Below are 20,335 nucleotides of genomic sequence, written 5' to 3'. Positions count from 1 at the left end.
AGGATGACTGATGCAGGACTGTTCGCGCCTCTACCGCCGCCGATCCCCGGTGATGCACAATCGGAGCAGCCAGCCGGGTAGCTGGAGCGATTTGAGAGAAACAGTGTTCCGCCATTACCTTTAGAATCACCGGCTTGCTCATCAACCATGAAATTGGTCACCTGGAACATCCAATGGGGACGCGGCGTCGACGGCCGGGTGGATCTCGATCGCATCATCGACCACGCGCGGCGCTTTGCCGACTTCGACGTGCTTTGCCTGCAGGAAGTTTCGGACGGCTTCGCCGATCTGGCGGGCAACGATGACACCGATCAGTTCGCCGGTTTTGCATCGCGTCTGCCGGGATTCGTGCCGATCGCCGGCATCGCCACCGACCTGCCGGGCGAGGCCGGCAAGCGCCGGCGCTTCGGCAACATGATCCTGTCGCGCTATCCGGTCCTCCAGACGTTCTCGCACTTGCTGCCGTGGCCGCCGCAGGCTGGCGTCAAGAGCATGCAGCGGGTGGCGCTGGAAGCGACGCTCGATACGCCGCTCGGCGCGCTGCGCGTGACGACCACCCATCTCGAATACTATTCGCCGCAGCAAAGGCGGGCGCAGGTGGAGCGGCTCAGGCTGCTGCATCATGAGGCATGGATGCAATCTCAGAATGATCCGGTCGGGTCAGCGTCCGACGGGCCTTTTCATGTTCCGAAGCGGGGCGGCCCGGCCATCCTGACCGGGGATTTCAATTTCCTTCCCGATTCGTCGGACAAGGCGCTGCTGACGGCAAACATCGACGGCGAAACGCCAGCCTACCGGGATGCCTGGGAACTGCTCCACCCTGCGGCCGAGCGTCCGCCTACCGTCGGCCTCTACGACAAGGTGCAATGGCCGCAGGATCCGTTCACCTTCGATTTCATTTTCGTGAGCAGCGATCTTGCGCCCAGGGTCACGGCAGTGCGGGCGGATCCGCATAGCGATGCTTCGGATCATCAGCCGATGATGATCGAGCTGGAATAGGAAGGAAATCCGAAGGAAAACCAGATCAGCCGCCCTTGGGCAATGCCCCGGAGTCGAGCACCCGCAGATGCGTCAGCCTCCATGCGCCTTCCGGTGCGAGCATGCGCACGCAGGTTCCCGCGACCTCGGCTTCATACTGGTGCTCGACTTCATCATACAGTTCCAGATAGGCACGGAAGGACAGCGAATCGGGGCCCAGGGTTTCCTCCGCGGACACCATGATGGCGCCGATATGCGAAGGTCCTTCGAGATTTGCCTGTTCGCGGGCGGTACTTCCCTTGTCGCTGCGGTCAACCGCGGCAGAGATGTCCTTGTCGAGATAACGGATGGCTTCCTTGGCTGCATTGGCCGGCATGCGTTCTCCTGCGTCGGTGGAAATGTCCATGTGACCATGCATTTCCGCGCAAGTTTAATGCCGTGGGGATTGAAGCTTGCCGAGCTTAAACATCGGGAGGAAAACTTGAACCAAGACTTGAACTAAGGAAGAATGCAAAACGGCGCGAGGTGTTGCCTCGCGCCGTTGATGCTGCCCGCGCGGCACGCGAATGCCGCGCAAGTTTGAAGGAGAAGATGCCGGAATTACCAGACGGCCTTGCCGCTGCTGTCCTTGACCTGGCCCTTCCATGCGTCCTGCACCAGCTTCACCACCGGTGCCGGCATCGCGACATAGTCCAGATCCGCAGCCATCGCGCCGCCGTTCTTGTAAGCCCAGTCGAAGAACTTCAGCACTTCCTTGCCCTTGGCGGAATCCGCCTGGCTCTTGTGCATCAGGATGAAGGAGGCGCCTGTCATCGGCCAGCTGTTCTTGCCGGCCTGGTCGGTCAGTACCACGGCGAAGCCGGGCGTCTTCGACCAGTCGGCGCCGGCGGCTGCCGCCTTGAAGGTTTCATCGTCGGGCTGCACGAACTGGCCGTCGCGGTTCTGCATCTGGGTGTGCGACATCTTGTTCTTCTTGGCATACGCATACTCGACGTAACCGATCGAGTTCTTGATCCGCTGCACGTTGGCCGACACGCCTTCGTTGCCCTTGCCGCCAACGCCGGTCGGCCACTTGACTGCGGTGCCTGCGCCGACCTTGGACTTGAAGTCGGGGCTGGTCTTGGACAGGTAATCGGTGAACAGGAAGGACGTACCCGAGCCGTCGGCGCGGTGCACCACGGTGATGTCTTCGGCGGGCAACTTGACGCCGCTGTTCAGTGCGGCGATTTCAGGCGCGTTCCACTTGGTGATCTTGCCAAGATAGATATCGGCCAGCACGGCGCCGGTCAGTTTCAGCTGGCCCGGAGTGATGCCGTCGATATTGACGATCGGCACCACGCCGCCCATGATGGCCGGGAATTGCATCAGGCCTTCTGCTTCGAGTTCTTCCGCCTTGAGCGGCATGTCGGAGGCGCCGAAGTCCACGGTCTTGGCCTTGATCTGCTTGATGCCGCCGCCGGAGCCGATGGACTGATAGTTCAGGCCTGTACCGGTGGCTTTCTTGTACTCCTGCGCCCAGGCGGCATAGATCGGATAGGGGAACGTTGCGCCCGCGCCGGTGATATCGGCCGCTGCTGCATGGGAAAAGACCGTTGCCGCAATCGCGAATGTTCCGAATGATTGGATGAACTTGCCAAGACGCATGACTACTCCTTCGTTGTAAATTATCAAAACGATGGCAAAGATACCGATCAATTGTGACTTGCCTGTGACCTCATCACTTTCTGCATTGGCAAGGCTGTCATCAGCATGACATGCCGCCGGTCTAGCATGACGCGCATACGTTTCCTTCACGCTTCAGGCCCGACGCATGCGCGATCCATCTTCCGCCACCCTACACGCCCCGCGCCCTGCCGGCGACGTTCCGGCATTCATCCTGCGGCCCTCCGTCATATACGCGAAGACGGCGCGCGGCCATGAGGAAGTGGCCATGCGGTCCTTCGGCTTGACGCCCAAGCAGCGCAGGGTGCTGATCATGATGAACGGCAAGAAAGATCTCGCAGCCATCGCCGGCTTCGTTCCCTTGTCCGAATTGCGCGAGGCCGTGCCTTTTCTTCTCGCGGAGATGTTCATTGCAGATACGGCGGAAGATGCGGCAAGCAAGGAGGAAGAGGACGTGCCCGACGGGAAGGAGCGCGCGGACCATGGCGCCGCTCTTGTCCCGATCAAGCAGATGATGACGGCCGCGGCAAGCCGTCATCTTGGACTGCTCGCCGGCGATATCGTCAGGCGAATAGAAAGCGCCGGCGACCGTGCCGCCCTCCAGTCTGCGGCCGGATACTGGCACGTCGCCATCCTTGAATCCAAGACCGGCGCCGACAAGGCCGGCATTTATCTGGATGAGGTTCGGCGAGCCATCGCCGCGCTTTAGCCTGGCGGCATCCGGCTCGTCTTCGGGCGCGCCATGCGTCAGGCTGCCGAAGCGTTCAAACGCTTGATCAGCGCTGCAGTGAATTCAACGGTCGACGCGCTGCCGCCGAGGTCGCGGGTACGCACATTGTCCTCCAGCAGCGTGGCCTGTATGGCGGTGCGCAGGCGCACGGCCAGTTCCGGCTTGCCGACATGGTCGAGCATCAGTCCCGCCGCCAGCAGCAGCGACACCGGATTGGCGACTCCCTTGCCGGCAATATCGGGCGCCGAGCCGTGCACCGCTTCGAAGATGGCGCCGTGCTCGCCGATGTTTGCGCCCGGTGCCAGTCCCAGCCCGCCCACCAGGCCGGCAAGTTCGTCGGACAGGATATCGCCGAAGAGATTGGTACACAGCAGCATGTCGAACTGCCAGGGATTGAGCACCAGCTGCATTGCGCAGGCATCGACGATGCGGTCATCGACCTCGACCCGCCCTTCGTATTCCTTCGCGACTTCGCGCGCCGCTTCCAGAAAAATGCCGGTGAGCGCCTTGAGGACATTGGCCTTGTGAACGATGGTGATCTTCTTGCGGCCGTTCTTCACCGCATACTCGAAGGCGAAGCGCGCAATCCGGCGGCAGCCGTCGCGGGTATTCACGCCGGTCGATACAGCGACCGCACGCGGATCCGCGCCGACCGGAATGAAATGTTCATGCGCTACGTACAGGCCCTCGATATTCTCGCGCACCAGGACGATGTCGATATTTTCATAGCGGCCCGGGATAATGGTCTTGGCCGGGCGCAGGTTCGCATACAGCTTGAATTCCTCGCGCAGGCGCACATTGACCGAGCGGAAGCCGCCGCCGACCGGCGTGGTGAGCGGACCCTTGAGCGCAAGCCGCGTACGCCGGATGCTGTCGAGCGTCGCGGCCGGCAGCGGATCGCCGGCCGCCTCGATGCCGGCCATGCCCGCGCTGTGTGTCTCCCATTCGAACGGCGAACCCAGGGCCTGCAGCACCTCGACTGTTGCCTTTGTCACTTCAGGTCCGATGCCGTCACCCGGAATCAGGGTCGCCGGTATTCCGTTGTTCGCACTTGCCATTGCAGCCTCCTTGTTGTTCGACGGTAAGCATTCATTCAATGCACCCCGCATCATAGCTGCAATTGGCTGTCGCAGAGCTTTCAAACGTCTGGTCGACCGGTGCCCTCACCGCAACCCTTCATGCCTGCATCAGCCTGGGCCATCGCATTCCGTTCAGGGGTGAAATACGTGACCGGCAGGCGGTCTGTCCTCTGGCGGTCGATATTGATCATCTCGATGCTGCGGTCCGCCGCCTCGATAAGGTCCGCAGCCTGACGCATCATGCGGCAGCGGCGAAATAGAGCGAGCCTGACAGGCGATGCAAGTCCATATCCTGCTCATGAAATCAAGGAAAGTGGCGGCATCAGTACAAACAGTAAGGCCGTCCTCATGGACGGCCTGTTTCCAATACGGCTGCGGCAACAGAATCAGCGCAGCGTATTCGCGGGCACCATGGCGCCATGCCGGCCGCGCGGCGTGGCTTTGGTCGCCGCACCTTTGCCCTTGACTGCCTTGGGCGCCGGTGATTTCGTACCGGTCTTTGCGGCCGCCTTGTTCGCCGTCTTCACGCTGGCCTTGCTGGTTCCCTGCGCTCCGCCCTTGGATGCGGTCTTCTTGCCTTCGACCTGCTGAGCGGCGATATTGACACTCCTCTTCATGCCGGCGGAATTGGAGGTGGCGGATTTCGCCCTGGTCGTAGCCTTGGCTTTCCGGGACCCGGGCGCGGCAGCGTCATTATCCGATGCGGGCGCGGCCTTGGCGGACTGCCGTTCGAATCTGGCCAGGGTTTCCTCGAAAATCTTTTGTCTCGACATTGCATCCTTGAGCGCCGCCGGCTGGGCCGAGCCGCGGCCGGCACCTGCCTGCGTCTTGCCTTGCTGGCGTTCCACCACGGCGTGATATTTGTCTCGGGCCTTGCGTACCCGCTCCATTCGCTGCATGAGTGCCTTGTCGCTCAAGGTGCCGACAAGGGGCGGATAGCTTTCATTGACCAGTTTGAATTCGGACTCGGATACGAGTCTCATGGCCGTAGGACGTTGAATGGGCATGTCAATCTCCTTCTATCACGATGCAGGAATGGTGCTGAGATGATCGAATCGCAGGGAAGTTTCCATTTTTTCCATCATGGCTGGAAACGGCTGCCGGTCCCGGCGTTTGCATCTGCATCCACTCGTCGCCTTCATTTTCATGCCCGGGCAGGATGTGCACGATGCGCGCATCGGCGGAGGCGGGCCAAGGCCGGATGAAGACAGCAGCGCATGGCCGGTACTGCAGTTCTCTCATGCGAAAGAAGCGACGCAGTCACTGCAAGGCATGTTCTCCAGCGAGCGCAATCAGCTTCACCCGAGGTTTGTCCGCTTGCTGCGCGTGGCATAAGCAAGCATGCGAGGCAATGCGCCTTTCACATCGAGATGAGGAGGAATCGTCGACCTTATACATCGGGCCGGCATGACATGGAGCGACAAGTGCGAGGGGAATGATGAAGCGGCTTGCGCGTATGGCCGGGGACTGCCTTCGTATTCCGCTGTCGCACCGAAACGAACAGCCTTATCCGAACAGCATCCTGACGCATGAAGCCATGCAGGGGAATTCGCATGGTCGCGAAGGACAAAAAATAAAGGCCGCACTAGGCGGCCTTCTCAATCATCATGATTTGCTCCCGCCATGATGCATGCGACGACTTGATTCACATGCCATCAAGCGCAGGGCTTGTTATGGCGTCTCCACGGGGATTCGAACCCCGGTACTCACCGTGAAAGGGTGATGTCCTAGGCCTCTAGACGATGGAGACAGAAACCTGTGTTGCGGTGTTGTGTTGCGGGCGCCATTCTACTCGATCTTTTAAAAAACGCATAGCGGATTCTGAACGAAGCGGCTTAAAAGTCGTTCAGAATCCGTTTCGGGAGCCGCATTACGCTGCGCGCTGCGTAGTCATGCTGAGCAGCGAAACCTGCCACATTTGCGCCTGATCAAGAAATCGCCGTCCTGAGCCCGATTGTCGGGAAGGCACGGCCCGATGCGCAGCATCGTCCAATACGCACGCAACCGCTCCTTCTATATTCAAAGCGCTTGCGGATACGCCAGGCATGAACCCGAAGCAAGTGATTTGCACGTTCGCAGGTCACGCAGCCATCTTCACTTCCTGATCACCTTGCGCTCATGAACAACCAGACAATTGCAAAACCGACATTTCTTTCAGCGCCTTCATTGACCGGCGCCGCGATACTTCTCGAAATCGGATCGGAATACGGATTGATCGACCTGCTGCGCCAGTCGTCCAGAACGATTTCGGTCGGCGAAGCCGCGCTGCACAGCGGACTCGCCCCGGCGGCAATCACGCAGTACTTTGAAGCGCTGGTCAGCGCCGGGCTGCTGGAACGCGTTACTCCCGGCCAGACTTCCGGCACTTACCAGGGCACGTCCGCATTGACCCTGGCAATCCATGATGTCGGCTACCTGTCGTGGGGGCTGCGCGCCTGCCAGCCGCTCATCGCCAATGCAAGACGGTTCGCGATCGACCCGCGCGAGGCGCAGGAAGCCCACCAGCGGGACGGCAGCCTGGTGGCGCGCACCTCGCAGTGGATGGGCGAGCAATCCTTCTATCCGCATGCAGAAGAAGCGATCCTGGCTTTGCGGCCGCGCCATTTCGTCGATCTCGGCTGCGGCTCTGCGCGCCTGCTGGTGAAGATTCTGCGGCGTCTCCCCGAAGCCTACGGCACCGGCATCGATATCAGCGCCAAGGCTTGCGCCGATGCGCGCCATGCTGCCGCCAAAGCCGATCTGGGCGAACGGCTGCGCATCATCGAAAGCCCGATCCAGGCACTGGCCGATGATCCTTCCCCACTGGCCGGCGCGGACGTCATCCATGCCGGCTTCGTCCTGCACGATCTCATGCCCGACGACGAAGCTGTCCTCGACCGCCTGCTCACTGCCTGCCGCAACGCCGCTCCCGGGGCCACGCTGGTTGCGGTGGATGCCGTTCCCTTCGCAAGAGACGAACAGGAACGCATGTTTTCGGCCGCATTTTCCTACCTGCACCATGGCTTCATGGGCCGCGAGCTGCAAAGCGAAATGGCATGGTCGGAGCGACTCGCGCGCGCCGGATTCGGCGCGGTCGAGATCGGCAAGCTCGGCATTCCCGGCGGCCGCCTGTTCCTGGCCCGCAGCAAATAAATGCAGTCAACCGCCGTCCTAAATACGCAGCACACAACAATCGATTCGCCAACTTCCATACAACGCATCGCCAGCATCGAGGACATCACATGACACCAGCCATCCAGAACCTGATCGCGCGCATCCAGAACCACCGCTGCTATTCGCACCCGATCTTCATGCATTGGGCGCAGGTCGATCCGGAACCGGAGGTCATCGGCGCGCTGTTTCACCAGATCCAGAACTTCTGCGCGGCCACGCGGCCCGGCGGCAATTTTCCGGCAGCGCTGGACCTGCTCGGCATGAACGAGCAAAGCGGGCTCATGCAGGAAATCGTTGAAAGCGAGGAAGACCATGGACCGGAACTCGCCATGATGGCCGGCCATATCATCAACCGGGCGGCGCAGCGGAATATCCATCCGGACTTGCAGGATCAGGCCGCCATCGAAAAACGACTGAAGGAGTGTTCCGACAGATTTCTCGGCAGCCTGCCCGGCTACGATCCGATATCCGGCCTGACGGTACAGGCAAGAGCGGCGATTGCCGTCTTTGACAGGCGCCAGCGTACCGATCGCGACAGCACCTTCAAAAACATGGGTACCGCGCTGGCACTGGAAATGATCTCCAACCGCCATCTCATTCCGGGTGAGAAACTCTGCCTCGTCGACAGCGGCCTGTACCGCGCGTCTCTCGACGAACCGGAGATGCATTACCTGCTGGAGCATTGGGGCGAGATCGGCGCCGAACAGATGCATGAAAAGAACGCAATCGATGCGGTTACGCATCTGCTGGCGGAAGAGTCGGCCCGGCCGATCACGCAAGGCGCCGACGAATTCCTCGATTCCTTGGCCGGATTATGGGATGTGCTCGACGCATCGCTGCTGCGCTCCGGCTATACCGACGACAGGCTCGCCGCCTGACGAACGGCCACGCCGGCCGGCAAGGCGGGCGAGACAACCGTAACCGCATACCTGAACCCATGCGCAACCGTATCGGCCAACGAGGGCCGGTACGGACATTTCATGCAAATAAGGAGACCCAGCATGTCCGCCTATCTCATCGGAAAAATGGAAATCCATGATCACGAAGCCTATGCGCGCTACAAGGCCTTGACGCCGGACATCATCACGCGTCACGGCGGCCGCTTCCTGACACGCGGCGGCGAGAAGATCACGCTGGAAGGCGATGAGGAAAAGCGCCGCATCGTGATCGTCGAATTCGACAGCCCGCAAAAGGCCGAAGCCTTCTATCGTTCTGAGGAATACCAGCAGGCGATGAAACTGCGGGAAGGCGCGGCGGTAATGGACTTGATGATCGTCGGAGGCTTCGAGTGAAGAAGGAAGCCGGCCATGCGGCCCATATCTTGACGACGCCCGCGGCTCAGCCCATACCGATCGCCGGCCGCAAGCCGCCGTCCATTCCGCTGCTGGCGTTTGCCGCCCTGCTCCTGGGCGCGGCGGCGCTTGCCTGCGGCGGCGTGTTCATTCGCCAGAGCGAACTGCCCCCGACCGCAAGCGCGGTGTACCGCGTCGGCCTGGCAGCGCCGATGCTGTTCCTGCTGAACGTGTTCGCCGCAGGAAAGGCGAACCGGGACAGTACCCGGACGGATGCAGCAATGCTTGGCATGCTGCACGGCCACCGCCGCCTGCTCGCTGTCGGCTTCATCTTTTCCGGCAATCTCGCCCTGTATCACTGGGCGATGAGCCTGACCACGCTGGCCAACTCGAACCTGCTGGCCAATCTCGCGCCCATCTTCGTCGTCATCGGCGGCCGCATCCTCTTCAAGCAGCGCTTCAGCAGGGGCTTCCTCGCCGGCATGTTGATGGCGCTCGTCGGCGCATTCATATTGATCAGCGCCAGATTCGATCTGCGCTCGGCTTTCTTTCACGGCAACCTGCTGGGCGTGGCGAGCGGCATGTTCTATGGCGCCTATCTGCTTGCGGTCAGCCGGGTGCGCGCCGAATTCAGCACCACCGCCGTGATGGCCTGGAGCAGCCTCGGCAGTTTCATGGTGCTGCTCCCCGTTACCCTGCTGATGGGCGAGCCGCTGCTACCGCACAGCCTGCACGGCTGGGCGATCCTGCTGGCGCTTGCGCTGGTCTCGCATGTCGCCGGACAGGGCCTGATCGCTTACGCATTGGCCAAGCTGCCTGCAGGCCTGTCATCGGTAACGCTGCTGATACAGCCGGTGATCGCCGCCGGACTTGGATGGTTTCTGCTGCGCGAGCGGCTCGATACGGCGGAGATCACCGGCGGCCTTATCGTACTGGCGGGCATCGGCGTGGCGCGGCGTTTTTCTTAACCGAAGAATCAATGTGCTGCGCAAGGCTGCAACGCACAGCCGCTCGCGGCCAAGGACCCCGCTTTCAACATCCGAACCAGGAAACATCAGCATGAGCTTCTATCCCTGTCACTCCGACCCGGACTGCTTCGTGTTCTATGCCCGCATCGTTGCCCGCCGCCCCGGTGCGGTCCGCCTCGACAAATCCTACTTCTATCCCGGCGGCGGCGGCCAGCTTCCCGACCGCGGCGTGCTGCGCTGGGTTGACGGCGAGGCGGCGGTCACTCACATCGAGCTGGCCGGCGGCCGCTTCTGGCACTGCGTCGATGCCGACATCCCGGGCGACGACATCATCGGCGTCATCGACGAAAGATTCCGCAGCATGATGTGCCAGCTGCATACCGACCTGCATGTGCTCAACGCGCTCGTCTATCAACATTTCGACGGGGCGCTGGTCACAGGGGTGCAGATGTCGGCCGACGGCACGGCAAGAATCGACTTCGATCTGCCGGGCGCCGACAACCAGAGGCTGAAGGAGATCGAACCGGAACTGAACGGCGTCATTCTGGCCGACCTGCCGGTGCATGCAGTCTATGTTCCGGCCGCCGAAGCGGCGCGCGAGGCAGGACTGATCCGCAGCCGGTCGGTCGCGCCGCCGCGCCAGGAGAACGATACGGTGCGCATCATTGAAATCGAGGGGCTGGATCGGCAGGCGTGCGGCGGAACCCATCTGTCGCGCACATCGCAGTCGATGCCGGTGCGCATCCTCAAGATCGAGAACAAGGGACAGCGCAACCGCCGCGTCAGGATAGGCTTGGTTGACGAAACCGCATGATGCCTTGCCGCGCCCCACACCTGCCGGACTCAGGCCGCCTTGCCGGAGGTGGGCCTGGCACCATGCGGGGCCGTGTGCTTGACGGCGTTGACGAACTGGTTGGGCGTGATGCCGTAGACGCGCTTGAAATGGCGCACCAGGTGGCTCTGGTCGAAGAATCCGGCATTGGCGGCGGCGCTGGCTCCGTTGCTGCCGTCGGCCAGCATGCGGCGCGCATGTTCCAGCCGGATCTGCGTCAGGTAGGTATAGGGCGAGAGACCGTAATGCTTGCGGAACACCCGCATGAAATGAAATTCGCTCAGCCTCGCAACCGCAGCCAGCTCTGCCATCGTGACCGCCTGCGCATAGTTGGCGCGCATGTGCTCGACGGCCGCCTTCAGAGGCCCGGTCTCTCGGCCGAGCCTGTCGGGCTTGAAGCGCGGTTCTCCGTAGCGGCCATACAGTGCGCCGACCGCATCGAGCAGGCAGGCCTGGCGCTCGACCGGGTCGCGGCTGGTTTCAAATACCGTGTGCGCCCGCAGCATGGCGCCGGCCAGCGCCGGATCGTCGATGCAGTTTCTGGAGAAATAGCAGGGACCGGTTCTGTCGTGCGACAGCGCCAGCGAAAGCCGCTCGAGCGCATTGCCGTCGATGTAGAAGGCCCGATAGTGCCAGCCTACATCCTCGACGGCGCCGCCTTCGTGCGGCTCGTGCGGGTTATAGACGAGTATCTGGCCGGGCGTCGAGATGTCCCGGCCGTGCCTGGTCACGGACTTGCCGGCGCCGTCGAAGGTCATCGCGATTACGAATTCTTCATGCACATGCGGCGCGTACTGCAGGTTGCGGAAGTGCGCTTTCAGGAAGCTGATGCCCTCCACATCCTGGTCGGTCCAGTAATTGGAGTGATTATTGGGATCATGTTTCGCCATCCATACTCTCCGCTGAGGTACATTCTTGCCGGACGCCGCGCAGGAACCGGCACGGCCGGTTTGCAACAGTGGTAACGGCAGGCAAACACTCTAGCGACTCGTTGCCATCTATGCAATACCGCTTGAGTATGGACTGACAAGACTCGGCTGTTTCGCAGGGCTTTTATTTCCAAGGTGCAAAATATGCTCAAATCCTCGCAGTCGCCATCACCGTCAGCGCCATGCAGCTAGTCTATTCGCCACGTCTGCCCGCTTCCTATGCGGAATCCCGCGCAGGCTTTCTGGCCATGGCGGCAAAGCTGGGCGGGGATGTGACCAGCCATCCGCACGGCCCGGCATCGGGCGGCTACCGCGACCCGGCGCTCAGCACCGACTGCGCGTATTTCGGACCGGAGGATGCGGACAGCCTCATCATCATCTCCAGCGGCACCCATGGCATCGAAGGATATGCCGGCGCCGCCTGCCAGCTGCACTGGATGGAACATTTCCAGGCCAGGGCGCGCGACACCGGCCTGGCCTGGCTGCTGGTGCATGCGGTCAATCCCTGGGGGTTTCTGCATGACCGGCGCGTCACCCAGGAAGGCGTCGACCTGAACCGCAACTTCGTGGATTTTCCGGTACATCCGGCAGCAGGGGCATCGGCTTACGCCCGCTATCATGATGTGCTGGTGTCCGATTTCCGGCCCTTGCCGCAAGGCATGCTCAACGAATTGCGCCTGCTCGCGCATGGCCTCACGGCGGAGCGGCGCCGAGCGCTGCAGGCGGCGATCACGGGCGGGCAGCATGAACTTCCGGACGGCCTGTTCTACGGCGGCCTGGAACCAACCTCGAGCCGCAAGACCTGGGAAGACATCGTACGCAGCCAGGCGCTGCACCGGCGCCAGGTGTTCCTGCTTGACCTGCATACCGGCCTGGGCAAATACGGCGAGGGCGAGTTGATCAGCTATCTGCCGCCGGACACCCCGGACTTCCGGCGCATGTCTGCATGGTTCAACGGCGAGCTGAAGTCGATGGCCGGCGGAGAATCGGTGAGCGCCGCCGTAGAAGGAACGCTCACCGCGGCATTCGACCGCATGGTGCCCGGGCAGAGCTATGCGGTCGGACTGGAATTCGGCACCGCTCCCGCGCTCAAGGTGCTGCATGCGCTGCGCTTCGACCAGTGGTATCACAACCATGCGGCAGAACTGCCGCCAAGCCTGCGGGATCAGGCCAGGAAGAAGATGCGCGCGGCGTTTGCCAGCCCGGACCGCCAGTGGCTGGACCATGTCCTGACGCGCTTCGACGACGTGACTGCGCGCATCGAGGCCGGGCTGCTCTCCAAGTAAAGAAGCCGGCGTCATCAATGATGGCGCCGGCCGGGCTGATGCAACTGCGGGTTAGCCGAGTTGCAGCGGAATGAAGATCTTCACTTCGTCACGCTGCACCAGCAGCGCGATATTGCGGCCCGCCTTCGAAGCCAGCGCGCGCAGCTGCTCGGGGCTTGTCACCGGCGTGCCGTTGACCTGCAGGACGATGTCGCCGGGCTGGATTCCCGAACGCGCCGCCGGACCGGCAACGTCTTCCACCAGCAGGCCGCCGGCCACGCCGGCCTCGCGCTGCTCCTGCTTCTCCAGCGGGCGAACCGCCAGTCCGAGCCGGCCCTGTTCCTGCTTCTGCGTATCGCGCTGCGCCAGCGCCGCGTCCTTCAATTCGCTCACGGTTGCGGTCAGCACCTTGGGCGCGCCCTTGCGGATCACTTCCAATTTCACCGAAGTGCCGGGGGACGTCGCGGCCACCATGGCGGGCAGATCGGCCGACTGCGAGATTTCCCTGTCGTTGAAGCGCACGATGACATCGCCCACTTCCAGGCCGGCGCGTTCGGCGGCGCTGCCCTTCTCGACGGCGCTGACCAGCGCGCCCTGCAGCTTCTGCAGCCCGAAGGAATCGGCCAGTGCCTGGTTGACTTCCTGGATGCTGACGCCGAGACGGCCGCGAGTCACCTTGCCGTGCTTGACCAGCTGATCCTGCACCCGCGTGGCCACATCGATCGGAATCGCGAACGACAGGCCCTGATAGCCGCCGGTGCGGCTGTAGATCTGAGAATTGATGCCGATCACCTCGCCTTTCAGGTTGAACAGCGGACCGCCGGAGTTGCCGGGATTGACGGCGACATCGGTCTGGATGAAGGGGACATAGGTGTCTTCCGGCAGGGCACGCGACTTGGCGCTGATGATGCCCGCGGTCGCGGTATTCTCCAGGCCGAAGGGCGCGCCGATGGCCAGCACCGGTTCGCCCACCTTGGCGCCGGCCGGATCGCCGAGGCGCACCACCGGCAGGTTCTTCGCGTCGATGCGGATCACCGCCACATCGGTCTGCTTGTCGGAGCCCAGTACCTTGGCCTTGAATTCCCTGCGGTCGGCCAGCTTGACGGTGACTTCCGAGGCGCCATCGACTACATGGGCATTGGTCAGGATCAGGCCGTCGGGCGAGACGATGAAGCCCGAGCCCTGGCCGCGCACCATCGGCGTCTCGCGCGGGGCGCGCTGTCCGAAGAAGGGCAGCATGCCGGAGAAGGGATCGCGCGGATCGATCTGGGGCTGCCCGGCGGTCGGGGTCTGCTCGGCCTTGCCGATCACGCTGATGTTGACCACGGCCGGGCCGTAGGCCTGGACGATGCCGGAGAAATCGGTTGCGGTCGCCACGCCCGGCACCGACGTCACGACGGCCTGCGATGCGCCCTGTGCAGCAGCGCTCTGGAGCGAGGCGGCATCCACGCGGCCCCAGCCGGATTTGTCGAAATAGGCGAATCCGGTCGCGCCTGCGGCGACCAGGGACGCGGCAACGATGCCGCGTTCGACTGTCTTGCGAATCATGTTCACTCCTTGGGAAGGCTTGCTCGATGCGTGCATCCTAAGGAGGAAAACTTAAATAAGACTTAAAGGAGGCGAACTGCGTGACGGCGCTGCTTGCCTCGCTGCAAGCTTCCCGCACTGCGAAACCGCGTCCGGTTTTCGCTACCTTGCCGAGCGGGCGAACTTCAGCGTCGCCAGCAAGCCGCCCTGCAGGTTCTGCAGGCTCACCTTCGCGCCATGCCGTTCCGCCACCTGCCTGACGATGGCCAGCCCCAGGCCGCTGCCGGATACACCGGTACCGGGCACGCGGTAGAAGCGGTCGAACACCCTGTCCATGTCGCCCGGCGGAATGCCCGGCCCGCTGTCCTCCACGGTCAGGACCACGCCCTCTGCACCGCTCTGCACGCCGACCGTCACTTGGCCGCCTTGCGGCGTATAGCGAATTGCATTCTCGACCAGGTTGTTGAGCAGGATGCGCAGGGCCTCAGGATCGCCTTCCACGCCGGCATCGGCGCCGGCTTCGGATACGCCAAGATCGATGCCCTTATCCTCCGCCGTCGGCATCAGATCTGACACCACGCTGCGCGCCAGCGCATTGAGGTCGACCGTTTCATGCGCGGCTTCGGCCGCGCCCGGCTCCTGCCTGGCCAGCGTCAGCAGCTGCTGCACCAGCCGGGTGGCGCGTTCGAAGCCCTGGCGCAATTCGGCGAAGGCGGCGCTGCGCTCGGCTTCGTCGCGGGCGCGTTCGGCCAGCTGTATCTGCAGCTTGAGCGCCGTCAGCGGGCTGCGCAATTCATGCGCGGCATCGGCGACGAAGGCACGCTGTGCGTTGATTGCCTGATCGAGCCGCGCCAGCAGGTCGTTGAGCGCATCGGTCAACGGACGGATTTCCTCCGGCAAGGCCCCGGCGCCGATCGGTGCCAGGCTGTCGGCATGACGCGACTGCACTTCCCGAGCTACCCGGCCGATGGGCAGCAGGCCGGCGCTCACCGTCAGCCAGACCAGTGCGCCGAGGAAGGGGAACAGCAGCAGCAGCGGCTTGATCGTCTTGAGCGCGGTATCCGCGGCCACATCGCGCCGGGCGCTGAGCGGCTGCGCGACCTGCACCACGGTATTGCCGTGCTGCGTGCTGTAGACGCGCCATGGTCCGTCGTCGGTCTGGATGGTGACGAAGCCGAGCTCAGCCCGCTGCGGCAGTGCCATGCGCTCATGCGAATGGTAGATCCGCAAGCCGCGGCCGTCCCAGATCTGGATCACGATATCGCGCGCCACATCGGGCGCTGCATTGCGGCCCGGCGCAACCGGCGCGAACGGCTGGGTCGGCAGCGAAGCGGCGAGCTGCTTCATCTGGTAGTCAAAAATCTGGTTGGCTTCTTCCTTCGCCTGCTGGTAGAGCAGAGCCCCGACGGCGGCGATGCCGATCGACAGGCCGACACAGAGCCATAGCAGCAGAGCCTTGCGTATCGACTTCATGGCAGCTTGGGAATCATGTAACCGACGCCGCGCACATTCTTGATGAAGCCGGTACCGAGCTTCTTGCGCAGCGAATGCACATAGACTTCGATGGTGTTGCTGCCGACCTCGTCGTCCCAGCCGTAGATCTTGTCTTCCAGCTGGCTCACGGAAAACACCGCTCCGGGCCGGTCGAGCAGGGCTTGCAGCAGGGCAAATTCGCGCGCCGACAGATTCAGCGGCTCGTTGTTGAAGCTGGCCTGGTGCGATACCGGATTGAGCACCAGCGCCCCGTGGCGGACCACCGCATCCGCCCGTCCGGCCTGGCGCCGCCGCAGCGCATGGATGCGGGCCACCAGTTCATCGAGATCGAAGGGCTTGACCAGGTAATCGTCGGCGCCGGCATTGAGCCCGGCGACCCGGTCGGCCACCGCATCGCGCGCGGTCAGGATCAGCACCGGCACCGGGTTGCCCTTGCCGCGCAGGGTCCGCAGCACCTCGATGCCGCCTTTCCCGGGCAGGCCGAGATCGAGCAGCACCAGGTCATGCACGTGGTCGCCCAGCGCCGTCTCGGCGCTGCGGCCGTCCTGCACCCAGTCGACGGTGAAGCCATCCTGGCGCAGGCCCTTGCGCACGCTGTCGCCGATCATCGGGTCGTCTTCCACCAGCAGAAGTCTCATGTCGCGTCCATCATGTGAAAGCAGGATTATCGCGCCGTTTTGCGATGGCTTCAAAGCTCGGCCCGGCGAGGCCGGTCACGGGATTTGACAGGAACGCCGAAAGCCACGCATCATCGCCGCACTTCTTTGAACTCTACAAGTCCATGAACGACGAACCGCAAAGCCGCTTGCCCGCGAATGCACTTCAGGCGCAGCAATGGATAGCCGATCTCCGCATTGAGCTGGATCGGCAGGACATCCTGTTTCGCGACCCGCCGGAAGAGCCGACCAGCTGCTGCGGGCGCGGCTGCAACGGCTGCGTATGGGAAGCCTATTTCCATGCCGTCGCCTACTGGTGCGAACAAGTCCGAGGTCTTGTCCGTACGCCTTGGCGGACGCCGTAGCGAATGCAGATCGCATTCTGCTTCAGTCAGGATGGCAACCTGGCAGCGGCGCAAGCAGCAGTCATGGCCGCCAATCGGTATAGTGAGGATGGCAAACTGACTTCCTACGCAGCGAGAAGATATGATGCTCACACCGTCCTTGTTCGAATCGGTTTTCAACACCTCCCCGATCGGAAATTATTTATTGTCGCCCACGCCCGAAGCGACGATTCTTGCGGTCAATGACACTTTTCTGAAGGCATCATCACGCACTCGGGAAGAGCTGGTCGGGAAGAGTCTGTTCGAGGCATTTCCCATGAATCCGGATGATCCTGCGGACACCGGCGAGTCGGACCTGCGGCGTTCTTTTGCCCGCGTCATTGAAACGGGCAAGCCGGACAGCCTGCCGGCGCAGCGCTACCCGATCCGCGTTGAATTGCCCAACGGCGAGGTGGGCTACGAGGAGCGCTTCTGGAGCGCGGTGAGCACCCCGATTTTCGGCGACGACGGCCGCATCCAGTGTATTTCCCACAGTACCAGCGACGTGACCGGCCAGGTGCGGTCGGCGGCCGCCTTGCGCGACAGCGAGAGGCGATTCCGTGCCCTCGTCAATGCGACGGCGGACGTGGTCTATCGCATGAGTCCGGACTGGACGCAGATCCGCCAGCTCGAAGGACGCGGCTTCATCAAGGATACGACCGATCCCCTCGAATTCTGGCTCGATGAATACATTCCTGTCGAAGACCAGGAGCTGGTGCACAACACGATCCGCGAAGCGATCGAAGGCAGGAAAGTTTTCGAACTGGAACATCGCGTATTCCGGGTCGACGGATCATGCGGGTGGACACTTTCAAGGGCGGTGCCCATGGTTGACGCTTCCGGTGCGATCTACGAGTGGATCGGCGCCGCCAGCGACATCACGGAGCGCAAGGAAGCGGAGGAAAAGCTGAAGGAAGCCGACCGCCGCAAGGACGAATTTCTCGCCATGCTGGCTCATGAGCTGCGCAATCCGCTGGCTCCGATCGGGGCGGCGGCGGAATTGCTGCAGCTTGCAAACCTGAATGAAGAGCGCGTGCGGCAGACCAGTCAGATCATCGGCCGCCAGGTGCTGCACATGAGCCATCTCATCGATGACCTGCTCGACGTGTCGCGCGTGACCAGGGGCCTGGTCAAGCTGGAGAAGACGCCGCTGGATATCAGGCACATTCTCATGGATGCGGTGGAACAGGTGACGCCCCTGATCCGTGCACGGCGTCACCATCTCGCCCTGCACCTGCCGCCGGATGCGACCACGGTAACGGGCGACGAGAAGCGGCTGGTGCAGGTCATGACCAATATCCTGACCAACGCAGCCAAATACACGCCCGAAGGCGGCATGCTCGAGCTGAGGGCCGATGTGCAGGCATCACATGTTCTGATCGCCGTGATCGACAACGGCATAGGCATGGCGCCGGAAATGGCTGCCCGCGCTTTCGACCTGTTTTCCCAGGCGGAACGCACACCGGACCGGTCGTCAGGAGGACTCGGGCTGGGACTGGCGCTCGTCAAGAGCCTGGTCGAGCTCCACGGCGGAACGGTCTCCTGCGAAAGCCGGGGTATCGGCCAAGGCAGCCGGTTCACCGTTTGCCTGCCTCGCCTGCCGGTTCAGGATGGCCGGGATTCATCTCATGGTCCGGGCAGCGGTACGCAGGGAGCCTCCGACGCGCTGCGGGTGATGGTGGTGGATGACAACATCGATGCGGCAACCATGCTCGCCATGCTGCTGGAAGCCATGGGCCATCAGGTGCTGGTCGAGGAGCGGCCGGGCCGCGCGCTTGAATTGGCGAGGAAAACGTTGCCGCAGGTCTGCCTGCTCGACATCGGGCTGCCCGACATGGACGGGAATGCGCTGGCCCAGCGCCTGCGGGCTCAGCCCGAAACCGCCGCCGCAGTACTGATCGCCGTCACCGGCTACGGCCAGGAGAGCGACCGCGAGCGATCCTTTGCCGCCGGCTTCGACCATTACCTCGTCAAGCCCATCGATACGAAGAAACTGTATCCCATCCTGGCGGGGATCAAGAGGACCTGATCGGCGACCGCCGGCGCGGCTGCGGACGGAAGGCGGCAGAAAGCTTATTGCGCCGCAACCGGCGTCCCCTGCCCTCCCCGCGCCTGCTTCACCACCGCAAGAAAGTTGGCGGTCTTGGCCGAGGTATCGCTGTCCCGGGAGGCGAGCGCGAGCCGGGTTTTCACGCCCACGCCGCCGATATCCACATAGACCACGCCTTCGGCCTGTATCTGGCTGACGGAAGCCGGCACGATGGAAACGCCGAACTCGGCGGAAACGAGGCTGACCACCGACGACAGCTGCGGCGCCTGCTGGCCGAGCGTGGGCTCGAATCCCGCCTGGCGGCATGCGGTGACGATCTCGTCATGCAGCGTCGGGCTTGCTTCCCGCGGAATCAGCACGAAGGATTCTCCGGCCAATGCCGCAAGCGGCAGCTTGCGCTTTGCCGCCAGCGGATGCTTTACCGGCAAGACGATCTTCATGCGCTCGTTCTCGATCTGATAGAGTGAAACGCCGGCGAAGGAATGTCCGCCCGGGCGCAAAAATGCCAGATCAAGTCGGCCTTCTTCCAGATAAGCCAGCAACTGCGAGGTGTTTCCCTCGGTGAGGCTGAGCCCGATGCCCGGATAGGCATTACGGAAGGCGCGAATCAGCGCCGGCACTGCGGGGTTGTAGGCCGCCGATGCGGTGAAGCCGAGATTGAGCCGCCCGGTTTCGCCGCGCCCGGCCCGCTGTGCATTGAGCACGGCCTGTCCGGCGTCGTCGAGCAGGCGCTTGGCATCGGCCAGCAGCGATTCGCCGGCTTCGGTCAGCGACACGCCGTGCCCGGTGCGGCGAAAAAGCTGGACGCCCATCTCGCGCTCAAGCGCAAGAATCTGCTGGCTCAGCGGCGGCTGGCCGATACCGAGTTTCTCTGCCGCACGGGTGACATTGCCCTCCTGGGCGACGGCAAGAAAGTAGCGGATATGGCGAAGTTCCATGGCGGTATATGCAAAAAGTCTTGCAGGCAGACGTGCAAGATATTGGACAGTATAACGCCAAAGCCTCACAATATCGGCATTTGTAAGTGTTTGTAGTTTGCATTGAGCACTGCGACCTCACGGGAGCGGCAAGCCAAGAGCCAGCTTAATTCAGCTTTGGAGGTTTTTTCATGTCGGAAGCCGTAAAGAAAAATCGGCAAAAATATGGCGTCATGACCTTTGCGGACATTGCGCACTACCGTCTGCCGTTGGCAGCCTATCTGTCCATCCTACACCGCGCCAGCGGCGCTTTCCTGTTTTTGCTGCTGCCCTTCATCCTGTATCTGCTCGACCGCAGCCTCATGTCCGAGATCTCCTTCGAGTACCTCAAGGGCTTTGTCTCCGGCTGGTTCGTCAAGC

21 protein-coding genes and 1 tRNA gene are annotated in these 20,335 nt (G+C 62.7%); 11 read left to right on the top strand and 11 right to left on the bottom strand.

The genetic code is table 11. The features are described from left to right. Nucleotides 1-147 precede the first annotated feature (147 nt). A complete protein-coding gene (locus tag IGW03_RS30065; RefSeq protein ID WP_194726152.1) occupies nt 148-999 on the top strand; it encodes an endonuclease/exonuclease/phosphatase family protein in 852 nt (283 codons plus the stop codon). Between the two features lie 25 nt (nt 1,000-1,024). Here the strand turns inward: IGW03_RS30065 and IGW03_RS30060 are convergent, their stop codons facing one another. Both IGW03_RS30060 and pstS read right to left on the bottom strand, forming a co-directional pair. Continuing rightward, nucleotides 1,025-1,384 (bottom strand): hypothetical protein, encoded by a 360-nt coding sequence (locus tag IGW03_RS30060; RefSeq protein WP_194726151.1) that lies wholly within the window; start codon nt 1,382-1,384, stop codon nt 1,025-1,027. 194 nt (nt 1,385-1,578) lie between these two features. Further along, nucleotides 1,579-2,622: a phosphate ABC transporter substrate-binding protein PstS gene (gene pstS, locus IGW03_RS30055; RefSeq protein WP_194726150.1), complete on the bottom strand. Its 1,044-nt coding sequence runs from the start codon at nt 2,620-2,622 to the stop codon at nt 1,579-1,581. A 166-nt stretch (nt 2,623-2,788) separates the two neighbouring features. Here pstS and IGW03_RS30050 point away from each other — a divergent pair, with 166 nt between their 5' ends. After that, nucleotides 2,789-3,349, top strand: a complete 561-nt coding sequence (locus IGW03_RS30050; protein ID WP_194726149.1) for a hypothetical protein — start codon at nt 2,789-2,791, stop codon at nt 3,347-3,349. Nucleotides 3,350-3,387: 38 nt separating this feature from the next. Here the strand turns inward: IGW03_RS30050 and IGW03_RS30045 are convergent, their stop codons facing one another. From IGW03_RS30045 to IGW03_RS30030, 4 genes are all read right to left on the bottom strand, one after another. Then, nucleotides 3,388-4,428 carry an isocitrate/isopropylmalate dehydrogenase family protein gene (locus IGW03_RS30045; protein ID WP_194726148.1) on the bottom strand — a complete coding sequence of 347 codons (1,041 nt, stop codon included), beginning with the start codon at nt 4,426-4,428 and terminating at the stop codon, nt 3,388-3,390. Nucleotides 4,429-4,508: 80 nt separating this feature from the next. Further along, nucleotides 4,509-4,691 carry a hypothetical protein gene (locus tag IGW03_RS30040; protein WP_194726147.1) on the bottom strand — a complete coding sequence of 61 codons (183 nt, stop codon included), beginning with the start codon at nt 4,689-4,691 and terminating at the stop codon, nt 4,509-4,511. Between the two features lie 144 nt (nt 4,692-4,835). Next, nucleotides 4,836-5,456, bottom strand: coding sequence for a hypothetical protein (locus IGW03_RS30035; RefSeq protein WP_194726146.1), 621 nt, complete (start codon nt 5,454-5,456; stop codon nt 4,836-4,838). Nucleotides 5,457-6,123: 667 nt separating this feature from the next. Then, a tRNA-Glu gene (locus IGW03_RS30030) sits at nt 6,124-6,199 on the bottom strand. A gap of 368 nt (nt 6,200-6,567) precedes the next feature. On the opposite strand from IGW03_RS30030, the gene IGW03_RS30025 reads away from it, so the two are divergent. The 5 genes from IGW03_RS30025 (at nt 6,568) to IGW03_RS30005 (ending at nt 10,676) form a co-directional block, all read left to right on the top strand. Continuing rightward, entirely contained in the window at nt 6,568-7,581 is a 1,014-nt protein-coding gene (locus tag IGW03_RS30025) for a class I SAM-dependent methyltransferase (RefSeq protein WP_194726145.1), read from the top strand. A gap of 89 nt (nt 7,582-7,670) precedes the next feature. After that, nucleotides 7,671-8,480, top strand: a complete 810-nt coding sequence (locus IGW03_RS30020) for a hypothetical protein (protein ID WP_194726144.1) — start codon at nt 7,671-7,673, stop codon at nt 8,478-8,480. A gap of 123 nt (nt 8,481-8,603) precedes the next feature. Continuing rightward, nucleotides 8,604-8,894, top strand: coding sequence for a DUF1330 domain-containing protein (locus IGW03_RS30015; protein ID WP_194726143.1), 291 nt, complete (start codon nt 8,604-8,606; stop codon nt 8,892-8,894). Next, nucleotides 8,891-9,862: a DMT family transporter gene (locus tag IGW03_RS30010; protein WP_194726142.1), complete on the top strand. Its 972-nt coding sequence runs from the start codon at nt 8,891-8,893 to the stop codon at nt 9,860-9,862. Before IGW03_RS30015 ends, IGW03_RS30010 begins: the two co-directional genes overlap by 4 nt. Nucleotides 9,863-9,953: 91 nt before the next feature. Continuing rightward, a complete protein-coding gene (locus IGW03_RS30005) occupies nt 9,954-10,676 on the top strand; it encodes an alanyl-tRNA editing protein (protein WP_194726141.1) in 723 nt (240 codons plus the stop codon). 29 nt (nt 10,677-10,705) lie between these two features. On the opposite strand, the gene IGW03_RS30000 is transcribed toward IGW03_RS30005, so the two are convergent. Next, complete coding sequence (locus tag IGW03_RS30000; protein ID WP_194726140.1) at nt 10,706-11,584, bottom strand: AraC family transcriptional regulator; 879 nt, start codon at nt 11,582-11,584, stop codon at nt 10,706-10,708. Nucleotides 11,585-11,805: 221 nt separating this feature from the next. On the opposite strand from IGW03_RS30000, the gene IGW03_RS29995 reads away from it, so the two are divergent. Next, nucleotides 11,806-12,909 carry a DUF2817 domain-containing protein gene (locus IGW03_RS29995; protein WP_194726139.1) on the top strand — a complete coding sequence of 368 codons (1,104 nt, stop codon included), beginning with the start codon at nt 11,806-11,808 and terminating at the stop codon, nt 12,907-12,909. A gap of 51 nt (nt 12,910-12,960) precedes the next feature. Here IGW03_RS29995 and IGW03_RS29990 read toward each other — a convergent pair whose 3' ends face one another. The 3 genes from IGW03_RS29990 to IGW03_RS29980 form a co-directional block, all read right to left on the bottom strand. Continuing rightward, nucleotides 12,961-14,436, bottom strand: coding sequence for a DegQ family serine endoprotease (locus IGW03_RS29990; protein WP_194726138.1), 1,476 nt, complete (start codon nt 14,434-14,436; stop codon nt 12,961-12,963). Between the two features lie 141 nt (nt 14,437-14,577). Then, the gene (locus tag IGW03_RS29985; protein WP_194726137.1) at nt 14,578-15,888 is read right to left on the bottom strand and encodes an ATP-binding protein; all 1,311 of its coding nucleotides are present in this window, start codon (nt 15,886-15,888) and stop codon (nt 14,578-14,580) included. Beyond that, a complete protein-coding gene (locus IGW03_RS29980) occupies nt 15,885-16,547 on the bottom strand; it encodes a response regulator transcription factor (RefSeq protein ID WP_194726136.1) in 663 nt (220 codons plus the stop codon). The genes IGW03_RS29985 and IGW03_RS29980 overlap by 4 nt, the downstream gene beginning before the upstream one ends. A gap of 44 nt (nt 16,548-16,591) precedes the next feature. Between IGW03_RS29980 and IGW03_RS39105 the strand changes: the two genes are divergently transcribed. Further along, a complete protein-coding gene (locus IGW03_RS39105) occupies nt 16,592-16,930 on the top strand; it encodes an oxidoreductase-like domain-containing protein (RefSeq protein WP_369122959.1) in 339 nt (112 codons plus the stop codon). 121 nt (nt 16,931-17,051) lie between these two features. Beyond that, a complete protein-coding gene (locus IGW03_RS29970) occupies nt 17,052-18,977 on the top strand; it encodes a PAS domain-containing hybrid sensor histidine kinase/response regulator (protein ID WP_194726134.1) in 1,926 nt (641 codons plus the stop codon). 44 nt (nt 18,978-19,021) lie between these two features. On the opposite strand, the gene IGW03_RS29965 is transcribed toward IGW03_RS29970, so the two are convergent. Next, complete coding sequence (locus IGW03_RS29965; protein WP_194726133.1) at nt 19,022-19,936, bottom strand: LysR family transcriptional regulator; 915 nt, start codon at nt 19,934-19,936, stop codon at nt 19,022-19,024. Between the two features lie 170 nt (nt 19,937-20,106). Between IGW03_RS29965 and sdhC the strand changes: the two genes are divergently transcribed. Next, nucleotides 20,107-20,335, top strand: a 229-nt coding sequence (gene sdhC / locus IGW03_RS29960; RefSeq protein WP_194723486.1) for a succinate dehydrogenase, cytochrome b556 subunit, incomplete at its 3' end; no start/stop codon positions are given.

This window comes from Noviherbaspirillum malthae, from assembly GCF_015352985.1.
Classification (GTDB): Bacteria; Pseudomonadota; Gammaproteobacteria; order Burkholderiales; family Burkholderiaceae_D; genus Noviherbaspirillum; species Noviherbaspirillum malthae.
The sequence above is the reverse complement of the archived record's forward strand: the minus strand, read 5'-3'. Positions and strand labels throughout refer to the sequence as shown.